Origin of the sequence: Marinobacterium alkalitolerans, assembly GCF_017776525.1 — a bacterium.
Taxonomy (GTDB): domain Bacteria; phylum Pseudomonadota; class Gammaproteobacteria; order Pseudomonadales; family Balneatricaceae; genus Marinobacterium; species Marinobacterium alkalitolerans.
This window is the reverse complement of record NZ_JACVEW010000011.1, coordinates 24775-41724: the sequence shown is the minus strand read 5'-3', so window position 1 is coordinate 41724 and position 16950 is coordinate 24775. Positions and strand designations below refer to the sequence as shown.

Annotated in this window: 14 protein-coding genes; all 14 read left to right on the top strand. The window is 57.5% G+C overall.

The features are described 5' to 3' along the window. The first annotated feature begins 97 nt into the window (after positions 1-97). Entirely contained in the window at positions 98-391 is a 294-nt protein-coding gene (locus H9C73_RS08470; RefSeq protein ID WP_209287387.1) for a co-chaperone GroES, read from the top strand. A gap of 60 nt (positions 392-451) precedes the next feature. After that, positions 452-2101, top strand: coding sequence for a chaperonin GroEL (gene groL, locus H9C73_RS08465; RefSeq protein WP_209287386.1), 1650 nt, complete (start codon positions 452-454; stop codon positions 2099-2101). Positions 2102-2217: 116 nt separating this feature from the next. Then, positions 2218-3081 (top strand): coiled-coil domain-containing protein, encoded by an 864-nt coding sequence (locus H9C73_RS08460; protein ID WP_209287385.1) that lies wholly within the window; start codon positions 2218-2220, stop codon positions 3079-3081. Positions 3082-3098: 17 nt separating this feature from the next. After that, positions 3099-3722, top strand: coding sequence for a glutathione S-transferase family protein (locus H9C73_RS08455; protein WP_209287384.1), 624 nt, complete (start codon positions 3099-3101; stop codon positions 3720-3722). Positions 3723-3746: 24 nt separating this feature from the next. After that, positions 3747-4301: an RNA 2',3'-cyclic phosphodiesterase gene (thpR, locus tag H9C73_RS08450; protein WP_209287383.1), complete on the top strand. Its 555-nt coding sequence runs from the start codon at positions 3747-3749 to the stop codon at positions 4299-4301. Between the two features lie 41 nt (positions 4302-4342). Beyond that, positions 4343-5698 (top strand): prephenate-dependent tRNA uridine(34) hydroxylase TrhP, encoded by a 1356-nt coding sequence (trhP, locus tag H9C73_RS08445; protein WP_209287382.1) that lies wholly within the window; start codon positions 4343-4345, stop codon positions 5696-5698. Between the two features lie 61 nt (positions 5699-5759). After that, complete coding sequence (locus H9C73_RS08440) at positions 5760-6650, top strand: prenyltransferase (RefSeq protein WP_209287381.1); 891 nt, start codon at positions 5760-5762, stop codon at positions 6648-6650. 131 nt (positions 6651-6781) lie between these two features. Next, on the top strand, positions 6782-8290 hold the full coding sequence (locus tag H9C73_RS08435) for a fumarate hydratase (protein ID WP_209287380.1): 1509 nt from the start codon (positions 6782-6784) through the stop codon (positions 8288-8290). A 164-nt stretch (positions 8291-8454) separates the two neighbouring features. Further along, complete coding sequence (locus tag H9C73_RS08430; RefSeq protein WP_209287379.1) at positions 8455-9240, top strand: siderophore ferric iron reductase; 786 nt, start codon at positions 8455-8457, stop codon at positions 9238-9240. Beyond that, positions 9224-9991 (top strand): ABC transporter ATP-binding protein, encoded by a 768-nt coding sequence (locus tag H9C73_RS08425; RefSeq protein WP_209287378.1) that lies wholly within the window; start codon positions 9224-9226, stop codon positions 9989-9991. Before H9C73_RS08430 ends, H9C73_RS08425 begins: the two co-directional genes overlap by 17 nt. A gap of 11 nt (positions 9992-10002) precedes the next feature. Further along, positions 10003-10917 carry an ABC transporter substrate-binding protein gene (locus H9C73_RS08420; protein ID WP_209287377.1) on the top strand — a complete coding sequence of 305 codons (915 nt, stop codon included), beginning with the start codon at positions 10003-10005 and terminating at the stop codon, positions 10915-10917. After that, positions 10917-12872 (top strand): Fe(3+)-hydroxamate ABC transporter permease FhuB, encoded by a 1956-nt coding sequence (gene fhuB, locus H9C73_RS08415; RefSeq protein ID WP_236014178.1) that lies wholly within the window; start codon positions 10917-10919, stop codon positions 12870-12872. Before H9C73_RS08420 ends, fhuB begins: the two co-directional genes overlap by 1 nt. A gap of 18 nt (positions 12873-12890) precedes the next feature. Next, positions 12891-14720, top strand: a complete 1830-nt coding sequence (locus H9C73_RS08410; RefSeq protein WP_209287376.1) for an ABC transporter ATP-binding protein — start codon at positions 12891-12893, stop codon at positions 14718-14720. Between the two features lie 106 nt (positions 14721-14826). Next, positions 14827-16920, top strand: a complete 2094-nt coding sequence (locus H9C73_RS08405; RefSeq protein WP_209287375.1) for a TonB-dependent siderophore receptor — start codon at positions 14827-14829, stop codon at positions 16918-16920. The last annotated feature ends 30 nt before the right edge of the window (positions 16921-16950 follow it).

Sequence of the window (16950 nt, the reverse complement as noted above, 5' to 3'; positions counted from 1 at the left end):
TCCCCCCATTAAAGATGCAAACCGATTTCGGACACTCTCCGTGTCCGACGTTAACAACAACATCGCATTGGATCCTACATACCAGGAGAACAACCAGATGAAAATTCGTCCACTTCACGACCGTGTTGTAGTTCGCCGCAGCGAAGAAGAGACCACTACGGCTGGCGGTATCGTCCTGCCGGGTTCTGCAGCCGAGAAGCCCAACCGTGGTGAAGTCGTGGCAGTCGGCCCGGGCCGTACGCTCAACAACGGTGAGGTGCAGGCGCCTTCCGTCAAAGTGGGTGACAAAGTCCTGTTCGGTCAGTACGCCGGCTCCAACACTGTCAAAATCGACGGTGACGAGCTGCTGATCATGCAGGAAAGTGAAATTTACGGCGTCCTGGAAGACTGAGTCTTCAGTTTCGCGTCGCGCTAATACAGCAATTTTCAACTCGATACAGAATTGTAAACAATGGCTGCTAAAGACGTACGTTTTGGTGATGATGCCCGTCAGCGCATGCTGGCCGGCGTAAACATTCTGGCTGATGCGGTGAAAACCACGCTGGGCCCGAAAGGTCGCAACGTTGTTCTGGACAAATCTTTTGGTGCGCCGACCGTCACCAAAGACGGTGTTTCCGTTGCCAAGGAAATCGAACTGCAGGACAAGTTCGAGAACATGGGTGCACAGATGGTCAAGGAAGTCGCTTCCAAGGCCAACGATGTAGCGGGTGACGGTACCACTACCGCAACCGTACTGGCTCAGGCGATCGTAAACGAAGGCCTGAAGTCCGTTGCGGCCGGCATGAACCCGATGGACCTGAAGCGCGGTATCGACAAGGCGGCTGCGGCTGTCGTTGCTCAGCTGGCTGAAATGTCTGTTCCCTGTGAAGACTCCAAGGCGATTGCTCAGGTAGGTACCATCTCTGCCAACTCCGACGCTGAAGTCGGTCGCATCATCGCTGAAGCGATGGAAAAAGTGGGCAAGGACGGTGTCATCACGGTTGAAGAAGGCTCCGGTTTCGAGAACGAACTGGACGTAGTAGAAGGTATGCAGTTCGATCGTGGCTACCTGTCTCCGTACTTCGTCAACAACCAGGACACCATGACCTGCGAGCTGGAAGACCCGTTCATCCTGCTGGTAGACAAGAAAATCTCCAACATCCGCGAACTGCTGCCGGCACTGGAGCAGGTGGCCAAGGCCTCTCGTCCGCTGCTGATCATCGCGGAAGATGTTGAAGGTGAAGCGCTGGCGACTCTGGTCGTAAACAACATGCGCGGCATCGTGAAAGTGGCTGCTGTTAAAGCGCCCGGTTTCGGTGATCGTCGCAAGGCCATGCTGCAGGACATCGCAATCATCAGCGGTGGCCAGGTGATCTCTGAAGAAGTTGGCCTGAGCCTGGAAAACGTAACTCTGGAACAGCTGGGTACGGCCAAGCGTGTCAACATCACCAAGGAGAACACTGTTGTTGTTAACGGTGCAGGCTCTGCGGCTGACATCGATGCTCGTGTACAGCAGATCCGTGCTCAGATCGAAGAAACCACTTCCGACTACGACCGCGAGAAGCTGCAGGAGCGTGTGGCCAAGCTGGCAGGCGGTGTTGCCGTGATCAAGGTCGGCGCTGCGACTGAAGTGGAAATGAAAGAGAAGAAAGCGCGCGTTGACGATGCACTGCACGCAACCCGTGCCGCCGTAGAAGAGGGTGTTGTACCGGGCGGTGGTGTTGCCCTGATCCGTGCCCTGAGCAAGATCGAAGGCCTGGAAGGTGAAAACCACGACCAGACCATCGGTATCCAGCTCGCACTGCGTGCGATGGAAGGCCCGCTGCGCCAGATCGTCAGCAACGCCGGTGGTGAAGCCTCCGTTGTTGTCGACAAGGTACGTGCCGGTGAAGGCGCCTTCGGCTTCAACGCCGGTTCCGAAGAGTACGGCGACATGATGGAAATGGGTATCATCGACCCGGCCAAAGTGACTCGTTCTGCACTGCAGGCGGCCGCGTCTATCGCTGGTCTGATGATCACCACCGAAGCCATGATTGCTGATCATCCGGACGAGAATGCCGGTGGTGGCATGCCGGATATGGGCGGCATGGGTGGCATGGGCGGCATGGGCGGCATGATGTAATCAGCCGTTCCCGTTCCGTGTGCACTTGATGCGCCACAAGCCCCGCCTGTGCGGGGCTTTTTCGTTTTTGGCAAAACTGCTAGTGTTGATCGCTCCGATGCAGGGAATACTGATACATGGCTGAGCGTAAAGAGCCCGGGCTGAACCCGGATTCACTTGAGTCACTGTCCGCCGAACCGCAGCAGGCTGCTGCGCCCAACCCCGGTTCCATTCCGTCAGAGCCCTCGGCTTCCGGCCGTGGCAGTTGGCTGTTGACGCTGATTCTGCTGTTGCTGGCCGCAGGCGGAGGCTATCTGGGCTATACCCTGATCGAGCAGCAGGCACGCATTGATGAGCTGTCCCGGTCACTGGAAGAATCCCGCTCACGTCTGGCGTCACTTGAGGACAGCCTGGCCGTCACCAGTGACAGTGCCGAGCAGTCGGGGCAAACACTGCAGCAGCGCCTGCAGGAGATGAATCAACGGGCCAAGGAAAAGTATGCCCATTTTGATTCCGAAATTGCCAAGCTTTGGACCGTGTCCTATCAGCGCAACAAGCCGCAGCTTGAGCAGCAGGCCCAAGCCCTCAAGGCACTTGAACAGCAGCAGTCCGAGCTGGGCGCTACGTTGTCAGGCCTGCAGAAAAAGACCGATCAGATTGCGGGCCTTCAGGCCGGCATCGAGGGCCTTGAAGCCGAACTGGGCAGTCAGGCCAAGCGGGCCGAGGCGCGTGTGGGCAGTCTCGAACGTCAGCTGGATACTCTGGAGCGCAGCCTGAAACTGGAATCCGAAGGGCGTCTGCAGGTGCAGCAAGAGCTGGCTGAACAGCTGGCTGAAATCGAAGGCGACAGCAGCCTGAGCGCGGAGCTGGCGCAGCGCATTCGCCAGAATGAGCAGGCGATCAAGGCGATCGACGGTACCCGCCGTCAGCTGAGTCAGGATCTGCTGCGCATCCGTCAGCAATTGAATAATCTTCAGCTGCAGATGCAGCAATCAAGTTAACACCAGGAGTAACAACGTTGATCAAGGTATATGGCAGTGTGTTTTCCCGTGCCGGTATGGTGATGCTGGCGCTTGAAGAGCTGGGCCTTGAATATGAGAGCGTCGATATGCTGCCTCGGAGTGAGCAGACGCAGTCCGAGGAATACCGCGCCCTGAACCCCACCGGCAAGATCCCGACGCTGGTGGATGGGGATCTGGTCCTGTTTGAAACTCAGGCGATTCTCTATTACCTGGCGCGCCAGTACGGCGAAGGGCGGCTCTGGGCTGATACGCCGGCTGCCGAGGCGGACATTCTGCGCTGGTCACTCTATATCAGTAATCAGCTGGAAGTGCCTGCTCTGGACATGCTGATCCAGTTCAAGTTCAAGTTCAACCGCGACAACCCGGATCAGGCCGTGATGGAGCGTGCCGGTAACGAACTGAACCGTTTTCTGCCACTGCTGGAACGGCAGCTGGACGGGCAGGAGTGGCTGAGCGACAACCGTTTTACCATCGCCGATATCCACGGTGCGCTGGTGCTGAGCTGGCCCAAGCTGACCGGTTTTGATTACTCGGCCTATCCGAATGTGCACCGGTGGGTGAAATCCGTGCTGTCTCATCCGGCGCAGAAACGCTTGATGGACAGGGCGAAGGGGGCCTGATCGGCCCCGCGCTGAAACCTGCTTATGAAGATCAGAACTTTTTTTGCGTTGCCGATCCCCGAGCGAATCGCGCGTCCCTTGTCGGACTGCGCCGATACCCTGTGCGAATATGATCGTGGGCTGGATGCGCAGTGGGTCGATTCGACCAACTATCATTTGACGCTGTGCTTTTTGGGCAATGTGACGCTGGATCAGGTGTCCGAGCTGGAAGCCATTGCCCGCGAGGGGCTGCAGGACCAGCCGGCCTTCATGGTGCCACTGGATCATCTGGGCTATTACCGCGCCAATCCTCGCCTGTCGGTGCTGGCGGCCCTGACCAGCCATCATGAGGCGCTGGAAGCCCTGCATCTGCGGATGGTGAATATCGCCAAAAAGGCCGGAATCCGGTATGATGAGCGCGATTTCAAGCCCCATGTGACGCTGGCGCGATTGCCTGCTCGGAACCGATTCGAGGTCCCAGAGTCCTGGCCGGAGCCGGGCTTGACCACACCGGCAGACTCTGTGGTGTTGTACCAGAGCCGTCCCGGTGAGCGTGGATCCATTTACACGCCGCTGTTTGATGTACACCTGTCCACCTGATGCAAGGCATCGGGCCCACGAAACAAGATACGACTACCCCTATGCGATCACCCGAACTGCTGTCCCCGGCCGGGACACTGAAAAACATGAAGTATGCATTCGCTTACGGTGCGGATGCTGTCTATGCAGGTCAGCCCCGTTACAGCCTGCGTGTACGCAACAACGATTTCACGCACGATAATCTGGCGGAAGGGATTCGCATCGCCCATGAACTGGGCAAGAAGTTTTTTGTGGCCAGCAATATTCTGCCGCACAACTCCAAGCTCAAGACCTACATGAAGGATCTGGATCCGGTGATCGCCATGGGACCGGATGCGCTGATCATGTCCGACCCCGGTCTGATCATGATGGTCAAGGACAAGTACCCGGATCTGCCGATCCACCTGTCGGTCCAGTCCAACACCATGAACTGGGCCTCGGTGAAGTTCTGGCACCGTGCCGGCATCGAGCGCATCATCCTGTCCCGTGAGCTGTCGCTGGACGAGGTGGCCGAGATCCGCCAGCAGTGTCCCGAGATCGAACTGGAAGTATTCGTTCACGGCTCGCTCTGTATCGCCTACTCCGGTCGTTGCCTGCTGTCCGGCTATATCAACCACCGCGACCCGAACCAGGGCACCTGCACCAACGCCTGTCGCTGGAAGTATGACGCGCACGAGGCGAAAGAGGATGAGTCCGGTGATGTGGTGCCGGTGCAGTCATTTGATCCCAGGGCTGGCGCTGGGCAGCCGGCGTTGGGGGAAGGTGAGCCCTCCGACAAGATCTTCCTGTTGCAGGAAGAGACCCGCCCGGGTGAGTACATGCCGGCGTTTGAGGATGAGCATGGTACCTACATCATGAACTCCAAGGACCTGCGCGCCATCCAGCACGTGCACAAGCTGGCCGAGATGGGCGTCGACTCGCTCAAGATCGAAGGGCGTACCAAGTCCCACTATTACGTGGCGCGCACCGCCCAGGCCTATCGTAAGGCGATCGATGATGCCGTCGCCGGCAAGCCCTTCGACATGAGCCTGATGGATACGCTGGAGAACCTGGCCAACCGTGGCTATACGGAAGGCTTCTACCGCCGCCACGTGCATGACGAGTATCAGAATTACGAAACCGGCAACTCCGTGGGCGTGCATCAGCAGTTTGTTGGCGAAATTACCGGGCATGATGCGCAGAAAGGCTTCATCGAGGTGGATGTGAAAAACCGCTTTGAGCTGGGGGATACCCTGGAGTTGATGACCCCCGCGGGTAACAAGCGCTTCAAGCTGCAGGAGATGCTGAACAGGAAAGGTCAGCAGGCCGAAGTGGCACCGGGGTCCGGCCACCGTGTCAGCATTCCGGTCAATTTCAATACCGATATGACCTATGCGCTGCTGATGCGAGATCTGCCGAATGCGCCCGAGCGGGGCTGAGGCTTCAGTTTCAATCAAGGGAGCCTGGCTCCCTTTTTTTATGCACAGGATATCTGCGTTGATGGCAACTCCTACCTCCGCCGCACGGGCGGGGAAGTACCGCTTTTTGAGAGCTCTGCGGCCTTTTTCGTTCCCGGTGGCGATGGTGACCTGCCTGATCGGGGTGGTACTGGCGGCGCGTCAGGTGCCGATCTCTCTGCTGGAAAGTCTCATGGTTCTGGCCGGCGGGGTGTTACTGCAGGCCGGGGTGAACCTGATCAACGATTACGCCGACATCAAGACCTTGCGGCATCAGCCGGACGCAGACCGGTTGATTGTGGCCGTGCGGCGTAACTTTCGGGCCGGAATGGGCTGTTTCCTGATCGCGGCCGTGATCGGGCTGTACTTCGTGGCGCAACAGGGACTGGGCTTTTTACTGCTCTGTGTGCTCGGGCTGCTGGGGGCGCTGGGATACACACTCAGCCCGATCAATTATAAAAGCCGTGGGCTCGGGGTTGTGCTGGTGTTCTGGCTGATGGGCATACTGATGATTGCCGGCAGTGCCGTGGCGCTGGGAGCAGAGCTGAATACCGCGCTGGTACTGCAATCCGTGCCGGTCAGTGTGCTGGTGTCGCTGCTCCTGCTGAGCAACGAGCTGCGTGACTACGAGCAGGACCGGCACGAGGGGCTTGAAACACTGACGGTGCGAATCGGCTATACGGCCGGTGTCCGCCTGTATCAGGCACTGTTGGCACTGGCCTATCTCAGTGTGGCGTTGCTGTTGTGGCTGGGTCTCTTGCCCGGAGCCTTCTGGGTGCTGTTGAGCCTGCCGCTGGTGCGAAAGCCATTACGGCTGCTCGGCGCGCCTGCCAGCCTGCGGACGCCGATTACGCCAGCGACAGCCCGCGTGCTGCTTGGCTTCGGGCTGCTGTTTTGCCTGGCACTGATCAACCCCTGGCCCTTGCCTTTCTAATACCAATACCCGAGAAATCCAGCGGCTAAATTGGTGTATAATGCGCCACCAGATTCTGTCCGTGTTCGGATGTGCCCTCCGGCATCGTTCGTACGCAATGAACCCAAACCCAGCAGATTGGAGAGTCGTCAATGAGCGTTATTCGCCAGGATGATTTCATCAACAGCGTCGCCGATGCGCTGCAGTTCATTTCCTACTACCACCCGATCGACTTCGTTCAAGGTGTGCACGAAGCCTATCTGAAAGAGGAAAACCCGGCGGCGAAGGATGCCATGGCGCAGATCCTGATCAACTCTCGCATGTGTGCTGAGGGTCACCGTCCGATATGCCAGGATACCGGCATCGTGACCGTGTTCCTGAAAGTCGGCATGAACGTGCAGTGGGACGCCAAGATGTCCGTGACCGACATGGTCAACGAAGGTGTGCGCCGTGCCTACATGAATCCGGATAACGTGCTGCGCGCTTCCATTCTGGCCGATCCGGCCGGCAAGCGTCAGAACACCAAGGACAATACCCCGGCGGTTATCCACTACGAAATCGTTGAAGGCGACGAAGTGGAAGTGCACGTGGCGGCCAAGGGTGGTGGTTCTGAGAACAAATCCAAGATGGTCATGCTGAACCCGTCTGACAGCATCGTCGACTGGATCGTCAAGACTGTTCCGACCATGGGCGCTGGCTGGTGTCCGCCGGGCATGCTGGGTATCGGTATCGGCGGTACTGCCGAAAAGGCTGCGGTACTGGCAAAAGAGTCTCTGATGGACCCGATCGACATTCACGAGCTGCGTGAACGTGGCCCGCAGAACCGCGTCGAAGAGCTGCGTCTGGAGATCATGGACGCGGTGAACGCACTGGGTATCGGTGCTCAGGGCCTGGGCGGCCTGACCACTATCCTGGACGTGAAGATCAAGGATTATCCGACCCATGCGGCTTCGCTGCCGGTGTGCATGATCCCGAACTGTGCCGCCACCCGTCACACCCACTTCACCCTGAACGGCAATGGCCCGGCCGTGCTGACGCCGCCGAGCCTGGATGACTGGCCGGAAGTGACCTTCGAGGTTGGTGCCAATACCCGTCGCGTGAACCTGGACGAGATCACCCCGGAAGCGGTGAAAGAGTGGAAAGTCGGCGAAACCATCCTGCTCAACGGCAAGATGCTGACCGGTCGTGACGCTGCGCACAAGCGCATGGTCGAAATGCTGAACAACGGCGAAGAGCTGCCGGTGGACCTGAAAGGCCGCTTTATCTACTACGTGGGTCCGGTCGATCCGGTCCGTGACGAAGTGGTTGGCCCGGCTGGCCCGACAACGTCTACCCGCATGGACAAGTTCACGCGTCAGATCCTGGAAAGCACCGGCCTGCTGGGCATGATCGGCAAATCCGAGCGTGGCCCGATCGCCATCGACGCGATCAAGGACAACCAGGCCGTCTACCTGATGGCTGTGGGTGGCGCCGCCTACCTGGTATCCAAGGCGATCACGCACGCCGACGTTATCGCCTTCCCGGAACTGGGGATGGAAGCGATCTACGAGTTTGAAGTGAAGGATATGCCGGTGACCGTAGCGGTCGATACCTCCGGCGAGTCCGTTCACACCACAGGCCCGGCCAAGTGGAAAGACATCATCGCTCACAAGGCGGTTTGATGAGCTTCTGCTGAGATATTATCCAGCCTGATTGAAACCCGCTTCGGCGGGTTTTTTGTTATCCTAGCACCATTTTAAAATCATAAAACAAATAAGAATCATTGTTATTCGGTTTGTAACTATTTATCCTATGCCGCCAGATTGACGGATCGGGGGTGTCGGTTGTGACACAGACATTGGGCATAGAGCAAAGTGAAGACAGCTCGGCGCAAAAACTGGCTGAGTTGTGTTGGAAACTTCTACCTGCTCTGCCCGTGGATCAAGGATCGCTGAGCGCACCCAATGTAATGGTTCTGACCAGGGCGCAAGACGGTCAGCTCGAAGCATTGGTGTCCGCATTGGCAAAACATCATCCGGAAGCCGGGCGTCATTACTGGAGCGTGCGCGCCTGGAATCTGCTCATGTGGCAGCCGGTTCTGGTAACCCTCCTTGCAACCGAGGTGATGTCCAGACCTGTCGATCTGCTTCAGTTGGGACAGAAATGTCAGGATACGGTGGTTGCGGGGATGGTGCTGGGGGATGAGATCCTGCCCTCCGGTGTTCTTTCTCGCTCGGAGATGGGTGCTTACTTGCGAGAGGTCAGTGAAGTAACGCTGACAGATCTGGGGCGGGTTATTCGTATCAACTCCGCTCTGGCGCGGCGCCTGCTGGCTGACCGAGTTCTGTCGACCCTGCTGCGTATTCGTCCTTTATTGGCAGAAGCCAGTAATACCAGAGCACATTCCCTGGCGGAGCATTGGTTGCGTGCAGCAGGCTTGAAGAGTGCCAGTGCGCTAATGGAATTTGAGCTACCGGACAGGTCACCAGCACTGGCGCTGGATCGAAAAGGCTGCTGTCAGCATTTTCGTCGTCAGGATGGTGGCCTGTGCAAGACCTGCCCACGGCAGTCAAAAACGACTCGTATCAAACGCTTGCAAGAGGAGTGGCACCCGGATGCTGGAGCTGAATGATCTTCGTGTTCACCGCGGTGGCAGAGTGATCCTTGGGCTGGATCAGCTGTGCCTTGCGACAGATGAGTTGACAGTCATCCTGGGCCATAACGGCTCAGGCAAGTCGACGCTGATGAAAGTGTTGGCACGCCAGTTAGCGGCCGATGAAGGGCAGATTCAGCTCAAGGGTCAGCCATTGCAATCCTTCTCACAGCGTGACCTGGCGCGAGAGGTGGCGTTCTTGCCGCAGCAGTTGCCAGTGGTGTCCGGAATGCGGGTGTGCGAATTGGTATTGCAGGGACGTTTCCCCTGGCGGGGCTGGCTGTCGCGCATGACACCTCAAGATCAGAGAATTGCCGAGCAAGCCATGGCACAGACCGATGTACTGCGTTATGCGGACCACATGCTTGACGTTCTGTCTGGCGGAGAGCGTCAGCGGGCTTGGGTTGCCATGCTTTTGGCGCAGCAATCACCGCTGCTGTTGCTGGATGAGCCGACCTCGGCCCTCGATCTGTCCCACCAATATGAACTCATGTCGCTGCTGTATCGGCTTAACCGGGAAGCTGGTCGGGGGGTCGTGGTTATTTTGCATGATATCAATCTGGCCATGCGGTACGCCGACAGAATCCTGGCGCTTAAGCAGGGGGAGGTTGCATTTGACGGATTCCCTGAGCAATTGCTGTGTGAACGCACGCTGTCCAGCCTCTATGACATTGATATTCGACTCTGCGCTCATCCTGACCGGGATGAGATGTTAGCGGTTGTTGCCTGAAGGTAAGCGTCATGCTTTTGAATAGATTCAAGGTGTTATTGATCGTTCTGCTGTGTTGTTTGAGTCTGTCGGTTCGAGCCGAGATTCAGGTGAACGACAGTCGCGGCACTCAGCGCTTTGAAACCCCTCCCAAGCGGGTTGTCGCACTCAACTGGGGAGCTGCTGAAGAGTTGATCGAGTTGGGCGTCACGCCAGTCGGTGTTGCCGATATCCGAGGGTATCGCGACTGGGTTGTGCGTCCAGCCATGCCTGAGGGTGTGACGGATGTGGGGCGGCGGGATGAGCCCAGCCTGGAGCTACTGATTTCGTTGGAGCCTGACTTGATCATTATCGGATCTCAACAAAAAGGGCTGCTGGAAAAGCTAGAGCCTATCGCTCCGGTGCTCTATTTCGATAACTTTCGTGCCGACCATAACAACTCGGCGGCCGTAGAGGCCTCTTTTATTGCCTTGGCGCAGGCGCTGGGGAAGCATTCTGAGGCGCAGTCAAGGCTGCGCCAGCGAGACCGGCGCCTGAGTGAATTAGCACAAGAGGTACAGGCCCATTTTCACGGGAAGCCCCCTGAAGTGGCCGTTGTGCGGTTGGGAAATGCGACCCATGCACGGGTTTATGGCGCCAACTCCATGGTAGAAGCGGCCCTCAATTCACTGGGATTGGAGAACGCACTGCCTCAACCTGTGACCACCTGGGGGCAGGTGCAAAAGAAAGTCACCGATTTGGCTGCCGTTGAAAAGGGTGCATTGCTCTATATCGAACCTTTTCCTAAACGTGAGCAGTTGTTCAGTACACCGTTGTGGCAGTTCATGCCCTTTGTACAGAATGACCGTATCGCGGCCGTCAGGCCGGTCTGGACCTATGGCGGGGCATTATCAATTCAGCATTTGGCAGAAGCCATAACCGAAGCGCTGCTGGAGATCCAGACCTGATGCGGCGTTACTGTTTGACCTTCTTGTTGCTGCTGGCGGTGGTGGTGTTGCACCTCCAGGTCGACACTTCGCTGTCGATACCTGATCAGTTTGAGCTGCTGCTGGGAGCAGAGCCCTATGACTTTGCAGGCTATCAATACTGGTTTTCGTCCTTGCCACGGGTGTCGATGGCACTGTTGGTGGGAGGTGCCATGGGACTTGCCGGCAGTATGTTGCAACAGCTGCTGCAGAACTCGCTGGTATCGCCGATGACTCTGGGGGCATCCTCGGGGGCCTGGCTGGGGCTTGTCATTATCACGCTCGTATCACCTTCTCTGGCCGCGTTATGGGGTGGATGGGCGGCCCTTTTGGGAGCGATGCTGGCCGTTATGCTGGTCCTGGTGATCGCAGGCCGGTCCGGTCTCAGAGGGTTGTCGGTCGTGTTGGCAGGGATGGCCGTTAACCTCCTTCTGGGCGCACTGGCATCCGGGCTGGTGCTGCTGAATGAGCAGTACGCCCGCAACCTGTTTATCTGGGGGGCGGGAGATCTGGCGCAAACGGATTGGGATGGAGTGACCTGGCTGCTGCCGCGCCTCTGGCCGCTGCCCTTGCTGATGTTATTGGCTGCCCGACCGCTGACATTGCTGCGATTGGGGGAAACGGCTGCGCAGGGGCGCGGCATGAATCTGTTGCCCGCAATGCTGTTGTTGATTCTGGCCTCTCTGTGGCTTACGTCCGTGAGCATTACGGCAGTTGGGCTGATCGGCTTTATCGGCCTGTTGACGCCGAACCTGGCCCGATTGTTGGGCACCCGTACTGCGCGCGATGAAATGGGATACAGCCTGCTGCTTGGGGGCTTACTGCTGACGGTGACGGACTTGCTGGCACTGCTTTTCAGCCAATGGTCAGTCGATATGGTGCCCAGCGGTGCGGCGGCTGCGCTGATCGGTGCGCCAGCCCTGATCTGGCTGGCACGTAACCGCCTCAGAAGCGAGGAGGCAGGTCGACAACTGCCACAGGGGCGGCAACAGTTGCATCCATTCACGGGTGGCGCTCTGATTCTGTCAGTAGTGCTGCTCGCGGGGCTGTCACTCACGCTGGCACCCGGTGCCAAGGGGTGGCACTGGGGTTGGCCGGACGACCTGATACTGTCCTTGCGCTGGCCCAGAGTCGTGGCGGCAGCCAGTGCCGGCGCGGCGTTGGCAGTTGCCGGGGCTGTACTGCAGCGCCTGATTCGTAACCCCCTGGCCAGTCCGGATATTCTGGGGCTTTCAGCCGGTGCCACCCTGGCACTGGTGATGAGCGTGATGCTCTTTGGGGGGGCGGTTCGTGAAGCGGGGCCTCTGGTTGCACTGGGGGGCAGTCTCATGGTTCTGGCGCTGTTACTTCTGCTGGGTCGGCGTCACCAGTATGCCCCCGGCATGATGGCGCTTACGGGGATTTCGCTGGCGGCACTGTTGGAAGCGGTGGTGCAGTTTTCCCTGGCACGAGGCACCCAGGACACGACGGCTATTCTGGGGTGGCTGGCCGGTTCAACCTATCGCATCTCTTCTTCCCAGGCGTGGCTGCTGATGGCGGGTACCTTGTCTGGACTTCTGCTGGCACTCCTGGCACGGCGTGCGTTGACACTCATATCGATCGGGGATGATTACGCGGCCGGGCGAGGGCTGGATAAATCCCGAGCACGTATTCTACTCCTGTTGCTGGTGGCACTTCTGACCGCACTGGTTACCTCTATGCTCGGGCCTGTCGCCTTTGTCGGCTTGCTCGCACCGCATATGGCTAGCCTGCTGGGGGCTCGCCGCGTAGTGCCGCAACTGCTCGTGGCGGCGGGTGTGGGTATGTCGCTGATGCTGCTGGCGGATTGGTCCGGTCGCATTCTCATCTGGCCCCAACAGATACCGGCGGGGCTGCTTGCCTCGGTTGTTGGCGGTAGCTACTTCATCTGGCTCCTGGCGCGCCGTCGCCTGCATTGAATGTCCTGAGGTCCCTCCATGTTTTCGCTTTTCGAACGCCTGACGCACGCCTTTCCCGATTATCCTGCCGAGCAGCCGCCTGCGGGCACCTTGGCTTTCTTTCGTTTTTACTGTCGGGGATATGAAAAGACGTTGCTGTTGTTGGGCGTCATGACCCTGGTCGTCGCGTCTATCGAGGTGGCCATGTTCGGCTTTCTGGGAAATCTGGTGGATTGGCTCGGAACCCGTGACCCCGCTTCCCTGTTCGAGCAGGAAGGGGTTCAGCTTTGGGGAATGACATTGCTGGTGTTGGTGGTGTTGCCTCTGGCCGTGGTGGTTCACTCGATGCTGTTTCATCAGTCGTTATTCGTCAATATGAGTGCGGCCATTCGTTGGCATGCACATCGTTACCTGCTGGGGCAAAGCCACCGCTTTTATCAAAACGAGTTTGCCGGTCGCCTGGCAACCAAAGTGATGCAGACATCCGAATCCTTGCGCGAAACCGTGATGAAGCTGCTGGATGTGCTGTTGTATGTACTGGTGTACCTGTCCGGCATGACCGCACTTATTCTGTCGGCCGACTGGCGCTTGTCGCTGCCTCTGCTGATATGGGCTGCCGGGTATCTGTTTCTGCTGTGTGCGCAAGTGCCCAAGCTTAAATACCATGCCAGCCTGCAGGCGGATGCTCAGTCTGAGATGACCGGCCGGATTGTAGACAGTTACACCAATTTTCATACGTTGAAACTCTTTGCCCATTCTGAGCGTGAGCAGGATTATGCCCGCCAAAGCATGCAGCGTTTTCTGGATGCCGTATATCCATTAATGCGGCGCATAACCGGGTTGAATATCACCCTGTGGATGCTGAATGCGCTGCTGATTTTTGCCACTGCCGCATTGTCGATACTGTTATGGCGCGAGGGCAGTGTGACAGCTGGAGCCATTACCATAGCGGTCTCTCTGACCTTGCGTCTCAAGAGCCTGTCCCAGTTCATTATGTGGGAAATTGCGGCCCTGTTTCGCAATATCGGCACCGTACAGGATGGGCAGCGATTACTCGCTCAGCCTCAGGAGTTGCTGGACAGGCCCGACGCGCAACCGCTGGTGGTGCAAAAGGGGGCTATCGAATTTGACTCAGTGGTGTTTGGTTACGACTCGGCAGTACCTGTGATTGATGGCCTGACGCTCAAGATAAAGCCCGGTGAAAAGGTTGGCATTGTGGGTGGGTCGGGGGCTGGAAAGTCGACTTTGATCAACCTGTTGCTGCGCTTATACGACCTTAATAAAGGGCATATTCGAATCGATGGCCAGTCGGTTTCGGCTGTCACTCAGGAAAGCCTCAGGGCATCCATTGGTGTGGTCAGTCAGGATACGGCGCTGCTGCACCGCTCAATACGTGACAACCTGCTTTACGGTCGGCCGGATGCCAGTGAGGCTGAGATGCACTCTGCTGTACGTCAGGCACATGCCGACACCTTTATTGAAACCCTGCAGGATGATGCTGGCAGAAAGGGGTATGACGCCCATGTGGGTGAGCGTGGCGTCAAGTTGTCAGGTGGGCAGCGGCAGCGTGTAGCCATTGCCCGTGTGCTGCTGAAAAACGCCCCTGTGCTGGTGCTGGATGAGGCCACTTCAGCACTGGATTCGGAAGTGGAGGCCGCAATACAGGAGAATCTGTCGGTTTTGATGAAGGGAAAAACGGTGATTGCGGTCGCGCATCGTTTGTCGACCATTGCGGCCATGGACCGGTTGGTCGTGCTGGAAGCAGGGCGTGTGGCGGAGCAGGGAACCCACGAGGAGTTATTGAATCTGGAGGGGTGTTATGCGCGCCTGTGGGCTCATCAAAGTGGTGGTTTCATAAAAAACGGATGAATAATTTGTATCTTTCTATTTAAATGCAAAGCATTATCGTTTAGATTTGCGTTAGATTTAAACGGTATGGATGCTGTTCATTCAACGATTCAAAGAGATTCGATTCATGCAGTTCAAACGAAACCCGCTTTATTATGCTGTTACGGTGGCGTTGGCTACGGGCACCTTATCCATTTCGGCAAAGGCAGAAGAAAAGTCTGTTGAGCAGGATGTTGTTGAGATCAAGGCCGTTGCCTCCGATCAAGGGTATGAAGCGCCTGTCAGCCGCAGTGCGACGGGGCTGGCATTATCACCGCTGGAAACACCCCAGGCGCTCACCAGTGTGAGCCGCCAGCAGATGGATGACTTCGGTCTTGATGACCTGAATGCCGTGCTGGAGTCAACGCCTGGCGTAAGTGTTGAGCGCGTTGAAACTGATCGCACTTACTACACTGCGCGTGGTTTCGATATCACCAATTTTCAGCTCGATGGGCTCGGAGTGCCGGCGGTATACGGTAACCAGATGGGAGATCTTGATACCGCACTGTATGAGCGAGTGGAAGTGTTGCGAGGGGCCAATGGGCTGATGTCAGGCAGCGGCAATCCGTCTGCAACCGTTAATCTGGTGCGCAAGCGTCCTACCCGTGATTCTCGGGTGGCTCTTGATGTGACAGCAGGCTCCTGGGATCGCTATCGGTTGCAGGGCGATGTTTCGGGCACCCTCAATGAAACCGGCAGTGTGCGTGGACGTGCGGTTCTGGCACTTGAAGACAAGGACTCCTATCTGGATCGTTATGAGAAGGAACGGACCCTTTTCTATGGTGTGATCGAGGCTGATCTGAGTGCCAGTACATTGCTTACCCTGGGGCATAGTCGTCAGCGGGATAATGCGGACAGCCCGCTTTGGGGGGCTTTGCCGATGCAGTACACCAACGGCAATCCGACGGACTATGACCCTTCTACCAGCACTTCTGCTGATTGGTCGTACTGGAACAACGAAACATTGAACACCTTTGCCGAGCTTCAGCAGACGCTGGGTCATGGGTGGGTATTAACCGGTCGCCTTACCCATACGGATACCGACTCAGACAGCAAACTGTTCTATGTATACGGAACGCCTGATGCAACAACCGGCACCGGTCTGGCCGCTTACCCCAGCCGTTATGACATGCAGACCGAGCAAATCATAGCGGATGCACAGATAACGGGGCCGCTCCTGATCGGAGGTCGTGAACATGAAATGATCCTGGGTGCCCAGTGGTTCAAGTCAGACGTGTGGGATGAGTCCAACTACGGACAGGGTATAGGCACCGCACTGACCGAGGAGGAAGCGTTTGATGGCAGCTACCCGGAACCGGCGTTTGATGCCAGTGTTGATGGCAGTGAGTGGACCCATAAGCAGGCCAGCCTTTATGGAGCAGGTCGCTTTAGTCTGACTGACCGATTCAATCTGATTGCAGGGCTCAAGGCCGTAACCCTGGAAAGTGAAGGCGAAAGCTATGGCAGTACCCGCAATACGGAGTATGACCTGGAGCTTGTTCCCTACGCAGGCCTGACGTACGCGCTGAACGATACATACACCTGGTATGCAAGTTATACCGAGATCTTTGAAGCGCAGGAGGAGCAGGATCAGAATCGCAGCCTGCTGGATCCGCTGACCGGCTCTACCTATGAAACCGGCCTCAAGGCCAGCCTCTTTGAGGGGCAGGCATATGCAGCCGTATCCCTGTTTCAGTCTACACAGCAGAATGTGGCCGAGCTGGCAGGTGCGTTCGGTAATGGTCAGAGTTATTACCGAGGGGTGGATGGTGTTACCAGTCAGGGCGTTGAGGTTGACCTCTCGGGTGAGCTGGCGCCCGGCTGGCACATGAATGCCGGGTATACCTACCTGGATATTGAAGATGCGGAAGGCAACAGAACCAAAACGGAAACCCCCCGCCACCTGGTCAAGCTGTCCTCAACGTACCGACTCCAGTCTCTCCCCGGGTTGACATTGGGCGGCAGCGTGCGCTGGCAGGATGAAGTGTCCAGCAGCGTCGCCGAGCAGGATGCCTATGCACTGGTTGACATGATGGCGCGTTACGAGATCAACCCCAACCTCACCGCCTCTTTGAATATCAATAACCTGACCGATGAAAAATATATCAACAGTGTTCGCTGGGCGCAGGCGTACTACGGTGCGCCGCGTAATGCCATGTTCAAGCTGAGCTGGCGTTACTGAGCCTTTGGCGTTTGCGGGTGCCCTTAATGA